The sequence below is a fragment of the Prochlorococcus sp. MIT 0701 genome, assembly GCF_000760295.1.
In the GTDB taxonomy this organism is placed as follows: domain Bacteria; phylum Cyanobacteriota; class Cyanobacteriia; order PCC-6307; family Cyanobiaceae; genus Prochlorococcus.
In genome coordinates this window covers 1-16,604 of the sequence record NZ_JNBA01000031.1, presented here as the reverse complement: position 1 = coordinate 16,604, position 16,604 = coordinate 1, and the positions used below count along the sequence as shown (strand labels likewise).

Genomic DNA, 16,604 nt, shown 5'->3' with positions numbered 1-16,604 from the left:
AGGAAGAGCACCCAACAAGGTGCCCAACAAACCGGCCAATACCACTGGTAAGAACTGCAGCTGCCCCTGCTGCACATAGAACCCGCCAAGAGGCATGATCAACTCAGATGGAATCGGTGGAAAGAGATTTTCCAGAAACATGGCCGCGAATATCGCGCCATAACCCATCCACTGGTTGGCCTCCACGGCCTGGCCAATCCACTCAGGAAGCTGTGAAACAAATTCGGTGAGCCCCATGGACCGCGCTGAAGTCGAGGCAAGTCTTCCATGGGACCGGGGTTCCTGAAGGTCATGCGATCAGCCGCGGTCAGAGAAGATTCACAGAGGTCGCCACTCTTCACGCGACTTAACGCCTCCTTAGACCTCAACAATGCGTCGACGAATCATTCGAAAGGCATCTTTAAATGTTTCCTAATTACTGATTACTGATGGCCTCAAGACCAAAGTATTGACCTGCCAAATTCACTCCAAGCAAAGTATTAACAACCGGCCCAATCACAAACAAGACTTCAATGCAAAGTTGACCGAGAATTTGACTGGCCGCTTAAATACTATAAAGATATTGAACTTGCAGGATGTAATCCTCTGAAACCAACTTTTTTATTTTTTAAATCAAAAAACAGCTGTTAGTCAGCTCCATTGATCTCTTTGTGCCACTCAGTTTATAACGGCTCTTGGGTCACCTTCTTACCAGGCAGGCAAGCCTAATTCTGAAAAATAAGCTTGCCTTCCTGGCAACAATCAGTAGCGATAATGGTCGGGCTTATACGGACCTTCAATAGGCACACTGATGTAATCGGACTGCTGTTTAGTGAGCTGAGTAAGCCTCGCACCAATCTTCTCCAAGTGAAGGCGAGCCACCATCTCATCTAGGTGCTTAGGCAACACATACACCTGATCGGCATACTGATCACCTTTCGAAAACAACTCAATTTGAGCTAACACCTGATTGGTAAAGGAATTGCTCATCACAAAGCTCGGGTGACCGGTAGCACAACCAAGGTTCACTAAACGCCCTTCGGCCAGAAGAATGATCTTATTTCCGCTGGGAAGAGTGATGTGATCAACCTGAGGTTTGATGTTCTCCCAGGGATAATCCTTCAAAGATGCAACATCAATCTCATTATCAAAGTGACCGATATTGCAAACAATAGCCTCATCTTTCATACGGATCAGATGTTCATGGCGAATCACCTGAAAGTTGCCTGTAGAGGTCACAAAGATATCGACATCCTGAACAACCTCATCCAGGCGCACCACCCGATAACCCTCCATCGCTGCCTGAAGAGCACAGATGGGGTCAATTTCAGCAATCATCACTGTGGCACCAAGGCCCCGTAGCGATTGAGCTGAACCCTTACCCACGTCGCCATAGCCCATCACCAAAGCCACCTTCCCCGCGACCATCACATCAGTGGCCCGCTTGATGCCATCCACCAAAGATTCACGACAACCATAGAGATTGTCGAACTTGCTCTTGGTCACAGAGTCATTGACATTGATCGCCGGGAAAGGCAATTCACCACTCTTTTGCATCTGATACAGACGCGCGACACCCGTAGTTGTCTCTTCTGTCACTCCCTGAATATTGCTCTTGATGCGGGAATAAAAACTGGAATCCTGGGCCAACTTGGTACGAATCGAGGCAAACAATGCCGTCTCTTCCTCGTTGCCTGGGTTATCCAGTACAGAACAATCGCTCTCGGCCTTGCTGCCCAGCATCACCAAGCCAGTTGCATCACCGCCGTCATCCAAGATCATGTTGGGAGTGCCACCATCACCCCACTCGAGAATGCGATGGGTATAGGCCCAATACTCATCAAGAGTCTCGCCTTTGGTTGCAAACACAGGCACGCCGCTAGCGGCAATAGCAGCAGCAGCGTGATCTTGAGTCGAAAAAATGTTGCATGAAGCCCAGCGCACGTCAGCACCGAGGGCCACCAGCGTCTCAATCAACACACCGGTCTGAATGGTCATGTGCAGACTGCCAGCAATGCGAGCCCCCTTAAGAGGTTTTTCGCTGCCGTGCTTGACCCTCAGGGCCATCAAACCTGGCATCTCAGTTTCAGCAATGCTCAATTCCTTGCGGCCAAAATCCGCTAGGTCGATGTCTGCTACGACGTATTGAGGGGGGGCCTGCAACGAGGCCGTTGATGTGGGCACTGCCACCATGGTTTAAAGCTCCCTTGGGGGAATCGTGTACGGAAATCTCAGCGAAGTCGCCGAGACTTCGGGATCGCTTATGGGTCAATCTACAGATGACTCATGGATTCTTGAAAATCTTGATGCCACTCGATGCCTAGGAAGAGCCCTTGTCCAGCGGCTACCTCCTTTATCAGTGCTGTTGCTAGAAGGGCCCATGGGAGCGGGCAAAACCTCTCTGGTGCAAGGCATCGCAACCGCTCTCGGCATCCGTGAGCCGATCACATCGCCTACATACGCTCTTGCTCAGCACTACCCGGACGGTAATCCTCCTCTGATCCATCTGGACCTCTACCGCTTGGAGCAACCCAGCACTGCCAATGAGCTATTTCTGCAAGAGGAAGAAGAAGCCCAAGCACTAGGTGCCCTCATGGCCGTGGAATGGCCCGATCGATTAAGCCTGAACTTGCCTGAAGCCTGGAGATTGCAATTGCAGCATCGAGCTCAAGGAGGTCGTCTGGCTCAGTTCACATCACCTGCGACCGACCCCAAAAACTCCTCCACTTGCATCTGAGACGGCTGCGGATCGATACCACCAGCCCCTCCACAAACAAGCGCGCCACAGGCTGCAGCAAAACGAACCATCTCACGGACCTTGATCGGATCTCGTTGAGATGAGGCATCCATCAACAATTGATGCAGCAATCCTGCCGAGAACGCATCGCCAGCACCGGTGGTGTCGACAACAAAGGGAGGAGCAAGCGCTGCAATCTCACCGTCACAACCCCCGATCCACCACCGCACCGGACGCGCACCATCGGTAACAACCACATCCGGCTGCTGCGGAAGGGATCGCGCAATCACGGCAGGGTCGTCAGTATCAAAGAACCAAACTGCCTCTTCTCTGGCCAGCTTGAGCAGAGAAGCACGCTCCAGGAGCAAAGCAATCGCCGCCAAGGCCTTCTCATCCGGACCACTATCAGGAGAACAGCCAGGGTCCCAGAAGGTTGGACGCCAGTTCACATCCAATGCGATCTCAAGACCAGCTTGTTGAGCCTGCTCAACACACCAAAGCAGGGCTTCGGCTGAAGCTGGTGTGGCCAAAGGAATGGAGCCGATCAACAACCAGCGCGCCTTATGTACCACCAAAGGCCAAGTGGCCGCCAACTCATCTACAGACAGAGCCTGATCGGCAAAACCGTCTCCCCGATCGCCTGAAAACCCCTGAAAAACCCTCTCCCCATCGAGATCACGACGCACCAACACAATGCGACTTGGCCGAAGGTGATCGATCTCTAAACCAGCAAGATTCACTCCTCGGGTATTCAGCAATTCGCGAAACCTGGCCCCGATGGCATCGTCTCCAAGACGACCTAAAAAAGCCACCTTGGTACCAAGCCGAGCCAACCCACAAGCCACGTTGGCAGGGGCTCCCCCTAGGCAATCCTCCACAGGCTGATCCACAGCTGGATCTCCCCCTAACGGGCCAAGACGATCCACCAACGCCTCGCCCAAGCAAATCACCTCAGGCTCGTTGCTGTGAACCAGATTGGTCCCCGTCATCAGGCAAGAGCTGCTGACTTAAAACTAGGAAAGCTGGCTAAGGGTGTCTGCACGCAGATGATCAATCAACGCGGCAATCATGCGCGCATTGGCTGCCGGGAAAGGATAGTCAGAAAGAGATTGAGGCTTCACCCAGCACACCTGCTGACTCGCCAAAGGCTTTGGTTCTCCTGCAATCCAGCGGCAGAGATGAACAACAAAGCGAAGCTTCTTATGGCTGTAGGCATGGTCAAGAGCAATCAGCTGCTCACCCACCTGCACTTCAATCGCCAATTCCTCCCTGAGCTCGCGAGCAATGGTGGCTTCGATGGCTTCGCCAACCTCCTGCTTGCCACCGGGGAACTCCCACATCCCGCCCAGCAGCCCCTCCTCCAAGCGCTGATCAATCAACACCTCGCCAGCGGCATTGACCACAACACCCACACCGATCACCTGGAAGGGCAGGGGCTTGGAGGCGTCGGTCACGGGCCAGCGGTTTGGATCGCCGGCAGCGTAGGCAACACAGTGCAAGCGCCAGGGGCACAGCGTGCATGAGGGTTGGCGGGGTGTGCAGACCGTGGCCCCAAGATCCATCAGCGCCTGGTTGAAGTCTCGAGGCCGCAACGGATCCAGCAAAGCTTCGCTCCAGCTCCAGAACAGCGCGTCATCGCGGGCCGGCGGGCGCGGATGGGCCTTCAATCGCGCCAACACCCGTTTGACGTTGCCATCCAGGATCGGCAGCGGATCATTGAAGACGCTGGAGAGAATGCTGGCGGCGGTGGTGCGACCGATGCCCGGCAAAGCCGTCCAGCCCTCGAGCGAGCGGGGCCAGCGCTGAGTCTCCAACGTCTGCGCCGCATCGTGGAGCCGACGGGCCCGGGAGTAATAGCCAAGACCCTGCCATTGCAAACGCACCTGATCCAGGGATGCCGCGGCTAACGCCTCCACCGTCGGAAGCACCTCCATCCAGCGCCGCCAATACGGCAGTACCACAGCCAACTGGGTTTGCTGCAGCATCACCTCCGCGATCCAGATGCCGTAGGGATCGAGCGCCTCTTCAGGAGCAGGCCAACGTCCGTCAGCGCGAAACATCCAAGGCTTTAGCGCAGGGTCCTTCCGACCATGAACTTCCCACCAGGCCACAAGGGATTCACTGAGCTCAGGCGCTAGCGCGCAGAGGTCGCGATGCTCGGCGCTGCTTCGTTGACGCATCAGGCAGCGACCCAAGCCTGGTCACTGCCCAGAAGCTTTCCCAACAAGCCCAAGCGCTGCAGGATCCGACCCATCTGCGCCGGCGCGAGAGGACGCCCTGTACTACTGAGCTTGCCAACACCTGCAAGCGCATCAGCCATGGCTCGGTAACTCAAGCCTGCACGAACCATTGGCTCAAGGACTCCACGCAGACTCTCGGCCTCTGCCACAGCCGTCCTCTTTCGCTCTGAAGCCTTCTCAGCCGCGCCTGGCCTGTACCCCCCAAGACGAACTCCTCTGGCCTTGATCGCATAACCCCGCTTATCGCATAACCCCGAGCACTAGTCGTAGACAACTGGCATCCCCGCTGCCGGTGGCGAGATCAGTGCCTTGACCTCTGGCTGAACAGACAGCTTGAAACGCTTCCACTGAGGGCTACGCAGGATCTGTTTCACAGCAGCTTCCCCAAGACGTTGACCCGCTTCCACATCACTCGGGTAGTGCATGCCGCATGTCACGCGAGCCGCCATCCCCTGATGACCAACCGCCAGCAAGCGCTCACGGCGTTCCGGCAGAAGGTCCGCCAGAAGCAAGCTAGTGGTTACATACCAAGTGGCATGGCCACTGGGATAGCTTGCCGAGTCCTCACGAGGGAGACAGGGCTTGAGATCCTGATGGGTCACGAACGGACGTGAACGGCCCATTGCATCCTTGAGCTGGTTTTTAACCTCATCAGCCAAGCGCACGAATTGCGGCACGCCTGCCCGGATGCGTGGTGCTGTCTTCACGAAATCCGAACCAATGGCCGCTTGAAATCGACCGATGTCGCGATCGAGGTAGCTCCATGCATGGCCCACCAACTCGGAATCACGCGCAAATTGCTGCCAACGCACCACCGCCAGATCCCTTTTCCATCCATCACTGTTCGTTGCCGGTGGCATCCCGACCACATCCGCTAAGGGGGCAAAACGGAGCTGGAAGCCATCCGCTGGATTCGCTCTGGCAGGAGCAATCGTGGCTGTACTCACACCCGCCAGCAAGGCCCATGCGAAGAGCGAAACCCGAAGCATCATTTAAGTTTTCAAGTGATTTTAGTTCTTAAGTAAGACCTAGCCAATCGGCAAGGCGATTCAGTTGCCTCCAACTCATCTCAGGCATCTGCTACCAGGCCAACGACCGTCGCCATGGGCCCAAAGCAAGCAGAAAGCATCCGCCATCACTTCGTTAAACGAGCCCGATAGGAGCGAAGTGAGAGTTCAGGGCGTCATCGCTAGCTAATAAAAGGTGTGGAACGTCCATCGACTGTGAACATCCAAGGCTTGATAGCAATGTCCTTACGACCATGGACTTCCCACCAAGCCAAAAGCTGCTGACGCATCTCGGGTCAACGTTGATCGAGCAACTCTCGGCACTGTTGACTCGAACCTTCTCACCCCTGAGCCATGAAGTCGCCAACATGAATCAACAACTGACCACCAACCTCTAAAGAACTACCTGGGCTGCAACGATTTTTTAAGGCACCATTTCAGCGTTCGTTCAACCAGGCCATTGCTTGAACCAAACGATTCTTGATGTTGACCTGCTGGCTTTTGAACAAGGCACGAAATCTCAACAAGCAGCTGTCGTTGACGGGCTGATGCGCAGCCTCGGGACGGGATTTGTAGTAACAAGCAGTGATCTCCCCTCGGCGCTTCTCGATGAGGCCTACGGGATGTTGAGCCGTTTCTTTGCTCTTGAGACGACAACAAAGCGACAATTCAACGTGCCCGAAGCCTTTGGCCAAACTGGCTATACAGACACACTTGTAGAAACAGCGGCAGGAGAAAAACTGCCCGACTGGAAGGAAATGCTCAACTGGGCATTACCACTCCCAGACAACCACCCGTTACGCCGCCGTTTCCCCACGCTGTATCCAGAACAACTCCTACCAGAAGTAGCCGTGCCAGGAATCACTGGAGTGCTGCAAACCTTCCATCAAGCCATCGCCGAGTTGCAGTGTCGCGTGCTGCGGATCATCGCTACTGGCCTTGGTTGCCATCATGATTTTTTCACTGATCTGGTCCAAGACGCACCAACGCTCACCAGAGCAATCCGCTACCCACCCATGAGCGAAGCACCTGCTGAAGGGCACATGTGGGCCGCCGCTCATGGCGACATCAACCTGATTACAGCCATGCCGCGAGCCACGGCCCCAGGCCTGCAGGTCTACATCGATGGCTGTTGGGTTGATGCCATCGCACCTGAAGGGCAAGTGATCGTCAACAGTGGTTTGATGCTTGAACGGATCAGCAATGGACTCATCCCAACCGGCTGGCACCGCGTCTTAGCACCAAGTCAATTCAATCTTGAGCGGCTCAGTGTTGTGCAGTTCTGTCACCCCAAACCATCCACCCTGCTCACTCCACTCAGCAGCTGCATCGATGAAAGCCATCCACAACGGTTCGCCGGCGTGATGGCTGCCGATGCCTTAGAGGAAGTGCTGTACCAAATCAAACTGATGACTTAATAACTCCCCAAAAAATCAACTAAAAGTCAACGAACCTCTCGATGCATCCAGCTGATCCAATCCGCGGAGATTTGTTTCGGACAAACGGCCTCACAATTCAAATGGCTGCTGCAACTACCAAAGCCCTCTTCAACCATTTGCGCTTGCAATGCCCTTGCGCGTTGCTGCCGTTCGGGCTGGCCCTGTGGCAACTGAGCCAAATGGGCAAGCTTGGCCGCCACAAACAAACTGGCAGAAGCATTGCGACAACTGGCAACACAAGCACCACAACCAATGCATATTGCCGTCTGGAAAGCAGAGACTGCCTGCGTGGGTGGAACCAACAGAGCATTGCCATCAGGGGCCTGGCCCGTATTCACCGAGCAGTAGCCACCAGCTGCAATCAAGCGATCAAACGAGGCGCGATCCACCACCAAGTCTTGAATGAGAGGAAAAGCTCTTGCCCGCCATGGCTCCAAGGTCAGCGTGTCGCCATCAGCGAACTGCCGCAGATAGAGCTGACACACAGTGGTGCCGGCCTGAGGCCCATGGGCCTGACCATTGACAAGAAAGCCACAGCTGCCACAAATACCCTCGCGACAGTCATGGTCGAAATGCACCGGTCGTTCTGATTGCGTAATCAACTGCTCATTGAGCTGGTCGAGAACCTCCAAAAGCGACAAATCAGCCGACAACCCCTCAAGTTGGTAGCGATGAAAAGCACCATATTGATCAGAGGACTCCTGGCGCCAAATGCGCAAGGTCAGCGAGAGCAGTCGGCTCATCGATAGCTACGGGCTGTGGGCTTCATCACCGTGAACGACAGCGGCTCAATATGTCGCATCGGCTCAGCATGGTCGCGATGTTCCCAAATCGCGATATGAGCAAACTGTTCATCGTTGCGTAGGGCTTCTCCATCGGCTGTCTGGTGCTCTTCGCGGAAGTGAGCACCACAGGATTCCTCTCTCGCCAAAGCATCACGCAACATCAATTGAGCCAAGCCAAAGAAATCAGCGACCCTGAGCGCCTTCTCCAATTCAGGATTGGGCTCATCTGCACCACCCGGTACACATAATTCCTGTTGGAAACGTTGCTCAAGCGCCGCCACTTCCTGCAAACCAGCACGCAAACCTTCAGCATCACGACTAATGCCGCAGCGCCCAATCATGACCACACCAAGCTCGCGATGAAAAGCATCCACAGGAGTGGTACCAGCAACCTGAAGCAACGCCTGGATGCGTCCACGTGTCTGATGGAGGGCTTCACGACAAGCTGGATGATCCTGAGCGATGGCATCGGTGCCATGGCCAGACAACCAAGCCGTCACAGTTTCGGGCGCAATGAAGTAGCCATCGGCCAAGCTCTGCATCAGCGCACTCGCTCCAAGCCGGTTTGCACCATGTTCAGAAAAATTGGCCTCCCCTAACACAAACAAACCAGGAATTGAACTCATCAACTGATAGTCAACCCAGAGGCCTCCCATCGTGTAATGAGGGGCCGGATAAATACGCATCGGCGTTTCATATGGATCGTCTCCACTAATCCGCTCATACATCTCCAGGAGGTTGCCGTAACGCGTCTCAATCGCATCCCTACCTTCACTGGCAATCGCATCACGCAGATCGAGATAGATCGAGCGGCCACCGGGCCCCACTCCATAGCCAGCATTGCAACGTTCACGCCCCCTGCGAGAGGCCACATCGCGAGGAACCATGTTGCCGTAAGTGGGGTACTGACGCTCTAGGAAGTAATCACGCTCTGCCTCAGGGATTTCATTGGCAGCTCGCCTCTCTCCCGAGAGCAATGGCAGCCAAACACGGCCATCATTACGCAGGCTCTCGCTCATCAGCGTTAATTTGCTCTGATACGTGCCGCCGCTGGGAATGCATGTGGGATGGATCTGCGTAAAGCAGGGGTTGGCGAATCCAGCGCCCTGGCAATGAGCCCGCCAAATCGCACTGGCATTTGATTTAAGAGAGTTCGTCGAAAGAAAGTAGACGTTGCTATAGCCACCACTCGCCAATACCACAGCCTGAGCGGTATGCACTTCCAACTCACCGTTGAGCAAGTGGCGGCAAACGACACCGCGAGCTACACCTTCTACGGTGATCAACTCCAAGACATCGCGTCGGGTCAACAGCTCAACTCTGCCGGCAGACACTTGACGCATCAGCGCCTGATAGGCGCCATAAAGCAACTGTTGACCAGTCTGGCCGCGAGCGTAGAACGTGCGACTCACCAATGCACCACCAAAACGACGGGTGGTCAATTGGCCGCCATACTCGCGAGCGAAGGGAACCCCTTGAGCAACGCACTGATCGATGATCGCGCTGCTGATCTCAGCCAAGCGTTGACAACCAACCTCGCGCGCACGAAAGTCACCACCACGGACGGTGTCAACAAAAAGACTGTTAATGCCTGCATCCTCAACGTCTACTGCGCGAGCCGCGTTGATCCCACCTTGAGCAGCAACAGAATGAGCCCGGCGCGGGCTGTCATGAAAGCTAAGCACCCTGACCTGATAACCCTGTTCAGCCAGAGTGGCTGCCGCTGATGCACCTGCTAGGCCAGTACCAACAACTAAAATATTCAATTCGCTCTTACGCTCTGGACTGACCCCTGGCATGGATTCACGGGTTCGCTGCCAGGAGCCAGCCATAGGACCTCCAGGCGAGTTGGGATCGAGCAACATCAGCTACGCCCTACTCCTAAACGATAAGCAGAAAGAGACTGCACTAGCCATCTAAGGGAGATGACCAATCGAAAACACCACTCACCATCGATCATCAGTCAGCCTCTAAATGGAATAAGCAAGCCACAAGGTCCCCAGGATGAAGCCTCCAGCCACCAACCAGGCCATCCCACGAGCAGCCTTGCGAATCCGACCAGCATTCATAGGATCCAAAAGCCCCAGACTGCGATGAGCAGCCTCGCCTCCATGAAAAAGGTGCAGACCCACTGCCAAGGCCGCAGCTAGATAAATAGCCAGGCTGACGGGCTGCGACAAAACGGCTCGCAAGGCAACCAACTCTTCACCAGCACCCGGCCGGGGCCAGCGCAACTGGCTGAGATGCAATCCAAGAAACACCAAAAGCAACAAACCACCCATGGCTTGACTCGCTGCAGCGAAAGCAGCCCAAGGATCATCGCGACGGCTGACAAGCATCGCCTGATTACCAGCCAATCGATTGTTGATGGCCTTCATGAGGCTCAAGCCCACATGGCTCAATGCTGTTACCAGCAAGCCAAGCTCTAAAAACGGCAAAGCAACAGCTTGATGCAAAGACGCTGCATACATTTCAAAACTAGCCGGAGCCCAAGCTGCCAAAAGCACTCCAGCCAGATGCACCAGCACAAAAGCCACCAAGAGCAACCCTGACAACGCGACCCAAAACCGAACCACAAATACCCCCATCAGTTCAGCGTCAAAGCATTGTCAAATCCAAAGGATCTTGATGACAAGGGCGTGACGGCTCTAGCAACCAGATAGCGTTATCTTGCTACAAAAACTAATTGTCGAATGGCATCTCGCCCCACCTCCATTGTCTTACTGGCAGTCATGGTGATGATGGCGGGCTGCGGCCATGGTCAGAAGTCTGCTCAGAAATTACTCGCCATCCAAACAAGTCAAATCAAGCTGGCGGATTTTGCGCCATCGATCACCGCCATCAGCATGCTCGAATCGAGCACAAACGTTTCGTTGACTCCCGAGACGTCCGGCTCAGTCGTCAAGATACTGGCCAAGGAAGGCCAACAGGTAAAGGCTGGTCAAGCCATTCTCGTGCTGGACAATGTGCAGCAATCGGCAGCTCTTGATTCCTCAAAAGCCAAAGCGCTGAAAGACAAGCTTAATGCTGAGCGTTTTGAATTCCTTTACCAACAAGGAGCAACCTCCGCAAAGACTCGCGATCGATATGCAACCCAGGCCATCGAGTCTCGCGACAAAGCAAAAGCCGATCGGGCCACACTCAACTACAAATTTGTGCGCTCGCCAATCAATGGAATTATTGGCGATCTCGACAGCGTCAAACTCGGCGACTACGTCAAAGAAGGCCAAACCATTACAGGGATCGTTGACAACTCAAACCTCTGGACGCTGATGGAAATTCCAGCGGCTCAAGCCAGCAAAATCAAACTGGGGCAAACCGTTGAGGTGATGTCACAGTCAACCCCACCGGTTCAAGGCAAGGGTTCCGTCGTTTTCATCTCCCCTTATTACGCAATCAATGATCAGAAACAATCACCCAATACTCTATTAATTAAGGCAATATTTCCAAACCTCACAGGCGAACTTAAAACCGGACAATTCGTACAAAGCCGTATCATTACAAGCCAAAAGAAAATTCTAGCAGTGCCTGTTCAAGCAGTATTAATGCAGGCCGAACAACCTTTCGTCTACAAAGTTCTACCTCTCAAAATAATCCTGCCAAAAATCAAAGCATCGACAACTGTTCCAGAAAAAAACAAACGCAAGCTGGAAAGAATGCCATCGAATACACCAGTCGTTGTGCAAACTCAAGTGAAGCTTGGTTCACTACAAAACAACTACTACCCCGTCACCTCAGGCTTAAAACAAGGCGACAACGTCGCCATCAGCAACACCAGCCGCCTCCGTAGTGGGATGCCCGTTCACGTGCCCTCCACAAGCTCCTCAACCACAACAAAACAGCAAGGCAGGCCCTAAGAAGCGATGTCTTTTTCCGACAAGTTCATCAAGCGGCCGGTTCTCACAACCGTTTGCAGCATCCTGATCGTGCTGGTTGGAGTCATCGCCATTCCCAGCCTGCCGATTGCCAACCTGCCCAATATCGCCAACCCCCTGATTCAAGTTTCAGCGGTCTATGGGGGGGCGAACGCGAAAGTCACCGAACAAGCAGTCACCAATCCACTCGAGCAGCAGATCAATGGTGTGCCTGGCATCAGCTACATCTCCTCCAATAGCGATATGGAGGGGAACAGCACAATCAGTGTCTATTTCGATGAGTCGACAGATATCAATATCGACCAGGTCAATGTGCAAAACAGGGTGTCCCTGGCGATGCCCCAGCTGCCACAGCAAGTCTCTGCCTCTGGGGTTGCTGTAACACAAAGCACCCCTTCAATCCTGCTTGCTTATCAGGTCGGATCCACGGAGGGTCAATTTGATGCGGCGTACCTGAATGGACTGATTTATGAGCAACTTTATTACCCGCTTTCACGAGTTGAAGGCGTCGCCCAAGTCACGGTTTATGGCGGAGCCAATCCAGCCTTCTGGTTATTTGTTAATCCCGAAAAATTGGCCGCCTACCAACTCACATCCGAAGATGTGATCCAAGCGGTGCAATCACAAAACAGCGTTGCTGTTGGTGGCCTCGTTGGTGGTCCGCCAGCATCTGGCGACCAGAGATATACCTATCCAATACTGGTAGAAGGAAATGGCTTTCTGACTTCAATTGAAGACTTCAACAACCTGATCATTAGTCGAACCCCAAGCGGAAATCTGCTGAAACTCAGAGATGTTGGTGAAGTTCGCTATGGCACCGACACCTACGCGGTCGACGCGATCGATAAAAGCAGTTTACCGGCCATGATCTTGGGTGTTTATCAGACACCATCCAGCAATGCACTGGATGTGTCACAAGCGGTTGTCGAAGAAATCAATAATTTTGCCGAAGTTGTACCGCCCGGCGTCACCGTCTCAGAGATTTATAACATCGGTCAATTCATTGAATCCTCTGTCGAAGGAGTCGTTGATGCACTCGGTCTAGCGATCGTGTTGGTGCTGGTGATTCTGTTTGTGTTCTTGCAGAACTGGCGAGCCACGGTGGTGCCCAGCCTGGCGATTCCGATCTCTCTCATTGGCACCTTTGCCTTTCTGAAAGTCTTCGGTTTCTCGATCAACCAACTCACATTGCTCGGCCTGGTTTTAGCCACAGGCCTTGTCGTTGATGACGCGATCGTGGTGATTGAAGCGGTTTCGAGCAACATCGAGAAGGGCATGAAGCCCCGCGCTGCCGCACTGGAATGCATGGGCGAGCTGTTCGGAGCGCTCGTCGCCACAGCCTTGGTGTTGATGGCGGTGTTCGTGCCGGTGGCCTTCTATCCAGGTGGTATCGGCATCATTTACAAGCAATTTGCTCTCACCATTGCCTTCTCCATAGCCATCTCCGCATTCAATGCCCTGACTTTCTCTCCGATGTTGTCTGGGCTAATTCTTCGCCAAGAGAAAGCTCGCGAGCCAAAGGGTTGGAGCTGGATCGTCGCTGGAGTTCTCACAGGATTGGCCTTCGGTCGCTTTAGTGCCGCATCATTTGGCAACTGGACTTACATCCTTGGCATGGCGGTTGGTGCCTACGCAGGCGCCAATTTGACCACAATTTTCAGAATCTTCAATAACAACTTCAACCGCTTGCAAAGCGGCTACGCACGTCTACTGACCCGCCTGATCAACATCCGCCGCTTGATCATGGCTGCCCTGATCGGTGGCATTGTGCTCACCAGCCTGGCTTTCACAGCCATTCCGACAGCCTTCATTCCCGAGGAAGACCAGGGCTATGGGCTTGGCTTCTTCCAACTTCAAAATGGTGCCTCACTCGTCGAAACGCAAAAACTTGGCGCAGAAATTGCCAAAGTCTTGAGTGAAGAGCACGACGTGGCCAATGCCGGAGTGATCAGTGGTGCCGGCTTCAATGGATCCAGTCCAGACCAGGGTCTCTTCTTTTATGGATTCAAACCCCTGGCAGACCGCAAAGGCAGCGGCAACAGTGCAGATGCCATCATCGCCCGCCTAAACGAAAAGTTAATCCAACTCAGTAGTGGCCTGGCTGTCGCGGCAGGGCCACCAGCCGTGCCGGGCTTCTCCTCTCAAGGTGGCTTCTATTTTCAGTTCAATGATCTCAGCAACGGCAGCTACAGCCTCAATGAACTCTCCAACATGGCTGGAGAGCTGATCAAAACCGCCAATGCGAGCGGGGATTTCTCCAGCCTCTACACGCAATTCAATCCCAGCTCACCAGCCATCGGCTTGCAAGTGGATCGCGATGTCATGGGTGCTCTCAACGTTGACTATCAAGAGGCCATGGATACCATTGCCGCTTTAGCTGGCAGTAACTACAGCGGCCTTACCTATGAAAGCGGGCAGGTGCGCAATATCTACCTTCAGGGTTCCGCCGAACAGCGTTCAACTATTGACGACATCCTCAGCTACTACGTCAAAAGTAAAGATGGCCAGATGGTGCAAGTTTCGCAGTTCGCAGCAGCAGAACTAAGTAGTGCCCCAACTGTAATCAGCCACTACAACCTTTATCGGACTGTGCTGATTCAAGGAGCAGAAGCAATCGGCAAGAGTAGTGGCCAAGCTCTGCAGACAATCCAACAACTCTTCAACCGTCAAAATTTCACCAACATCGGCTCCGCCTTCACCGGCCTGGCCGCCCTGCAAATTTCAGCAGGCAACGCTGGTGTGCTGGTGTTTGGCCTGGGAATTTTGGTGGTTTATCTGGTGCTTTCCGCGCAATACGAAAGCTATGTCACACCCGTGATCATTCTGGCGACAGTCCCCCTCGCCATGCTTGGCGCACTGGCCTTTCTCGCAATCCGCTCCATCGATCTCAACATCTATGCCCAAGTGGGCTTGGTCACCCTGATCGGTTTGGCAGCGAAAAACGGCATCTTGATCGTGGAATTGGCCGAGCAAAAGCTGGCGCAAGGGAAAAGTGCAAAGGATGCCGTCATCGAATCTGCTGAATCACGGCTGCGTCCAATCCTGATGACAGCCATTGCCGCAATGGCTGGCTTTCTGCCATTGGTGGTCGCCAACGGAGCAGGCGCTCACAGCCAACAATCTCTGGGCACTGTGATCTTTGGGGGACTCGTGGTGGCAACCGTGCTGTCCCTAGGCGTGGTGCCACCGTTTTATGTCGTAGTCAAAAATCTGGAAGAGCGCTGGTTTGGCAGCGAAGCAAAAACTTGAGCTCATCAATTCAGCAACATATTTGGCGATGGCATGGGTTGGATGTGGCCTGGAGTTCGCATGGCCCCGTCAATGCATCACCATCGTCTACAACCACGTCTATAGCAACCGTTCTCATCCACGGTTTTGGAGCCAACAAAGACCATTGGCGACACAACCAACCGGCTCTGGCCGAGGTCTCCACTTGCTACGCCATTGACCTAATCGGCTTCGGGGGTAGCAGTCAACCACGCGCACGGCTAACTGACGAGTCACACCATCCAGATCATTTCAGCTACAGCTTTGATAGCTGGGGCAGCCAGGTCGCCGACTTCTGCCGCGAGGTTGTAAAGACACCTGTGGTCCTAGTAGGCAATTCCATTGGCGGCGTCATTGCTCTACGCACCGCACAGATCATCGAAGAGTGTTGTTCCGGTGTTGTCCTGATCAATTGCGCCCAACGCACAATGGACGACAAGCGGTTGCATGAGCAACCCGTCATGATGCGCTGGCTGCGACCCTCGCTGAAGACCTTAGTTCGACAGCGCTGGCTAAGTCGAAGTCTGTTCCGCAATGCCGCCAATCCCAGAGTGATCCAACAAGTTTTGAAGCAGGCCTACCCCAGCGGCTGCAATGTGGATGAATCGCTGATGAGCTTGCTGCAAAAACCAGCCCAGCGACAAAATGCTTCTGAGGCATTCCGCGGCTTCATCAACCTGTTCGATGATCACCTAGCACCTGAGCTGATGGCTGATCTAAACATGCCAGTGGATCTGATCTGGGGGGCAGCCGATCCATGGGAACCGTTGCAGGAAGCCCGTCGCTGGGCTGCGTTGCTGCCTTGTATTCGCTCCCTATCAGTGGTCGATGGTGCAGGGCATTGCCCACACGACGAAGCTCCTGAAGAGGTCAATCCTCTGCTGCTCAGAATCATTCAGCAAGCCGCATAGGCCTCCACCGTTTCACTCAACTGGCGCAAACCATTGAGTCCATGGCGCTCCAGATTGCGCACACGGTCACGACTGATGTCGAGGATGCGGCCAATCCCGGTGAGGTTCATTGGCTCTCCGCCGTCTATCCCATATCGCATCCGCAGCACACGACCCTGCAGCTCGGGCAACTTTTCCAGCAAGCTACGTAAATCGCCTTTCATGCAATCCACTTCCACCTGCTCACTCGGTAACTCCTCTTCCCCGGCAAGCAACTCAAGCAACTCCGTTTCATCCCCATCTCCCACCTTCATCTCCAAACTCACCGGCTGACGTGCACGGCACATCAGATCCTTCACCTCCTCCTCGGGCAACTCCACAAACT

The 16,604-nt window shown here is 54.1% G+C and carries 16 protein-coding genes; 6 read left to right on the top strand and 10 right to left on the bottom strand.

The genetic code is table 11. The annotated features are described in order from the left end of the window. Both EV12_RS08590 and ahcY read right to left on the bottom strand, forming a co-directional pair. Positions 1-237: hypothetical protein (locus EV12_RS08590; RefSeq protein ID WP_036914595.1), on the bottom strand; the 237-nt coding region annotated here is incomplete at its 3' end. A 504-nt stretch (positions 238-741) separates the two neighbouring features. Continuing rightward, positions 742-2,172 carry an adenosylhomocysteinase gene (gene ahcY, locus EV12_RS08585; protein WP_036914594.1) on the bottom strand — a complete coding sequence of 477 codons (1,431 nt, stop codon included), beginning with the start codon at positions 2,170-2,172 and terminating at the stop codon, positions 742-744. 70 nt (positions 2,173-2,242) lie between these two features. Here ahcY and tsaE point away from each other — a divergent pair, with 70 nt between their 5' ends. Beyond that, positions 2,243-2,716: a tRNA (adenosine(37)-N6)-threonylcarbamoyltransferase complex ATPase subunit type 1 TsaE gene (gene tsaE / locus EV12_RS08580; RefSeq protein ID WP_052039611.1), complete on the top strand. Its 474-nt coding sequence runs from the start codon at positions 2,243-2,245 to the stop codon at positions 2,714-2,716. Here tsaE and EV12_RS08575 read toward each other — a convergent pair. The 4 genes from EV12_RS08575 to EV12_RS08560 form a co-directional block, all read right to left on the bottom strand. Continuing rightward, the gene (locus EV12_RS08575) at positions 2,665-3,705 is read right to left on the bottom strand and encodes a carbohydrate kinase family protein (RefSeq protein ID WP_036914590.1); all 1,041 of its coding nucleotides are present in this window, start codon (positions 3,703-3,705) and stop codon (positions 2,665-2,667) included. The two genes, tsaE and EV12_RS08575, sit on opposite strands and share 52 nt — an antisense overlap. 24 nt (positions 3,706-3,729) lie before the next feature. After that, entirely contained in the window at positions 3,730-4,896 is a 1,167-nt protein-coding gene (gene mutT, locus EV12_RS08570) for an 8-oxo-dGTP diphosphatase MutT (RefSeq protein WP_036914587.1), read from the bottom strand. Then, positions 4,896-5,105 (bottom strand): hypothetical protein, encoded by a 210-nt coding sequence (locus tag EV12_RS08565; protein ID WP_193742190.1) that lies wholly within the window; start codon positions 5,103-5,105, stop codon positions 4,896-4,898. The genes mutT and EV12_RS08565 overlap by 1 nt, the downstream gene beginning before the upstream one ends. 111 nt (positions 5,106-5,216) lie before the next feature. Continuing rightward, on the bottom strand, positions 5,217-5,945 hold the full coding sequence (locus tag EV12_RS08560) for a phosphatase PAP2 family protein (RefSeq protein ID WP_052039505.1): 729 nt from the start codon (positions 5,943-5,945) through the stop codon (positions 5,217-5,219). Positions 5,946-6,217: 272 nt separating this feature from the next. Here EV12_RS08560 and EV12_RS14215 point away from each other — a divergent pair, with 272 nt between their 5' ends. Both EV12_RS14215 and EV12_RS08555 read left to right on the top strand, forming a co-directional pair. Further along, positions 6,218-6,361 (top strand): hypothetical protein, encoded by a 144-nt coding sequence (locus EV12_RS14215; RefSeq protein ID WP_193742189.1) that lies wholly within the window; start codon positions 6,218-6,220, stop codon positions 6,359-6,361. 66 nt (positions 6,362-6,427) lie between these two features. Beyond that, the gene (locus EV12_RS08555) at positions 6,428-7,381 is read left to right on the top strand and encodes an isopenicillin N synthase family dioxygenase (RefSeq protein ID WP_036914581.1); all 954 of its coding nucleotides are present in this window, start codon (positions 6,428-6,430) and stop codon (positions 7,379-7,381) included. 26 nt (positions 7,382-7,407) lie between these two features. Here the strand turns inward: EV12_RS08555 and EV12_RS08550 are convergent, their stop codons facing one another. From EV12_RS08550 to EV12_RS08540, 3 genes are all read right to left on the bottom strand, one after another. Further along, complete coding sequence (locus EV12_RS08550) at positions 7,408-8,145, bottom strand: succinate dehydrogenase/fumarate reductase iron-sulfur subunit (RefSeq protein ID WP_036914578.1); 738 nt, start codon at positions 8,143-8,145, stop codon at positions 7,408-7,410. Beyond that, positions 8,142-10,052 carry a fumarate reductase/succinate dehydrogenase flavoprotein subunit gene (locus tag EV12_RS08545; protein WP_036914576.1) on the bottom strand — a complete coding sequence of 637 codons (1,911 nt, stop codon included), beginning with the start codon at positions 10,050-10,052 and terminating at the stop codon, positions 8,142-8,144. Before EV12_RS08545 ends, EV12_RS08550 begins: the two co-directional genes overlap by 4 nt. Positions 10,053-10,157: 105 nt before the next feature. Further along, on the bottom strand, positions 10,158-10,775 hold the full coding sequence (locus EV12_RS08540; protein WP_036914573.1) for a succinate dehydrogenase: 618 nt from the start codon (positions 10,773-10,775) through the stop codon (positions 10,158-10,160). 105 nt (positions 10,776-10,880) lie between these two features. Between EV12_RS08540 and EV12_RS08535 the strand changes: the two genes are divergently transcribed. Genes EV12_RS08535 through EV12_RS08525 form a run of 3 tightly spaced genes read left to right on the top strand, consistent with a single transcriptional unit; the run spans position 10,881 to position 16,240 of the window. Next, positions 10,881-12,044: an efflux RND transporter periplasmic adaptor subunit gene (locus EV12_RS08535; RefSeq protein ID WP_036914570.1), complete on the top strand. Its 1,164-nt coding sequence runs from the start codon at positions 10,881-10,883 to the stop codon at positions 12,042-12,044. A gap of 6 nt (positions 12,045-12,050) precedes the next feature. Beyond that, positions 12,051-15,311 carry an efflux RND transporter permease subunit gene (locus EV12_RS08530; RefSeq protein WP_036914567.1) on the top strand — a complete coding sequence of 1,087 codons (3,261 nt, stop codon included), beginning with the start codon at positions 12,051-12,053 and terminating at the stop codon, positions 15,309-15,311. After that, positions 15,308-16,240, top strand: coding sequence for an alpha/beta fold hydrolase (locus tag EV12_RS08525; protein WP_413349995.1), 933 nt, complete (start codon positions 15,308-15,310; stop codon positions 16,238-16,240). Before EV12_RS08530 ends, EV12_RS08525 begins: the two co-directional genes overlap by 4 nt. Here EV12_RS08525 and EV12_RS08520 read toward each other — a convergent pair. After that, the coding region (locus EV12_RS08520; RefSeq protein ID WP_036914564.1) for a sigma factor-like helix-turn-helix DNA-binding protein at positions 16,225-16,604 on the bottom strand (380 nt) is incomplete at its 5' end. The two genes, EV12_RS08525 and EV12_RS08520, sit on opposite strands and share 16 nt — an antisense overlap.

Coding starts and splice junctions, on each gene's coding strand:
- EV12_RS14215 (WP_193742189.1), top strand. CDS start 6,218: ATGGACTTCCCACCAAGCCAAAAGCTGCTGACGCATCTCGGGTCAACG.
- EV12_RS08550 (WP_036914578.1), bottom strand. CDS start 8,145: ATGAGCCGACTGCTCTCGCTGACCTTGCGCATTTGGCGCCAGGAGTCC.
- tsaE (WP_052039611.1), top strand. CDS start 2,243: ATGGGTCAATCTACAGATGACTCATGGATTCTTGAAAATCTTGATGCC.
- EV12_RS08545 (WP_036914576.1), bottom strand. CDS start 10,052: ATGTTGCTCGATCCCAACTCGCCTGGAGGTCCTATGGCTGGCTCCTGG.
- EV12_RS08530 (WP_036914567.1), top strand. CDS start 12,051: ATGTCTTTTTCCGACAAGTTCATCAAGCGGCCGGTTCTCACAACCGTT.
- ahcY (WP_036914594.1), bottom strand. CDS start 2,172: ATGGTGGCAGTGCCCACATCAACGGCCTCGTTGCAGGCCCCCCCTCAA.
- EV12_RS08575 (WP_036914590.1), bottom strand. CDS start 3,705: ATGACGGGGACCAATCTGGTTCACAGCAACGAGCCTGAGGTGATTTGC.
- EV12_RS08540 (WP_036914573.1), bottom strand. CDS start 10,775: ATGGGGGTATTTGTGGTTCGGTTTTGGGTCGCGTTGTCAGGGTTGCTC.
- EV12_RS08560 (WP_052039505.1), bottom strand. CDS start 5,945: ATGCTTCGGGTTTCGCTCTTCGCATGGGCCTTGCTGGCGGGTGTGAGT.
- mutT (WP_036914587.1), bottom strand. CDS start 4,896: ATGCGTCAACGAAGCAGCGCCGAGCATCGCGACCTCTGCGCGCTAGCG.
- EV12_RS08535 (WP_036914570.1), top strand. CDS start 10,881: ATGGCATCTCGCCCCACCTCCATTGTCTTACTGGCAGTCATGGTGATG.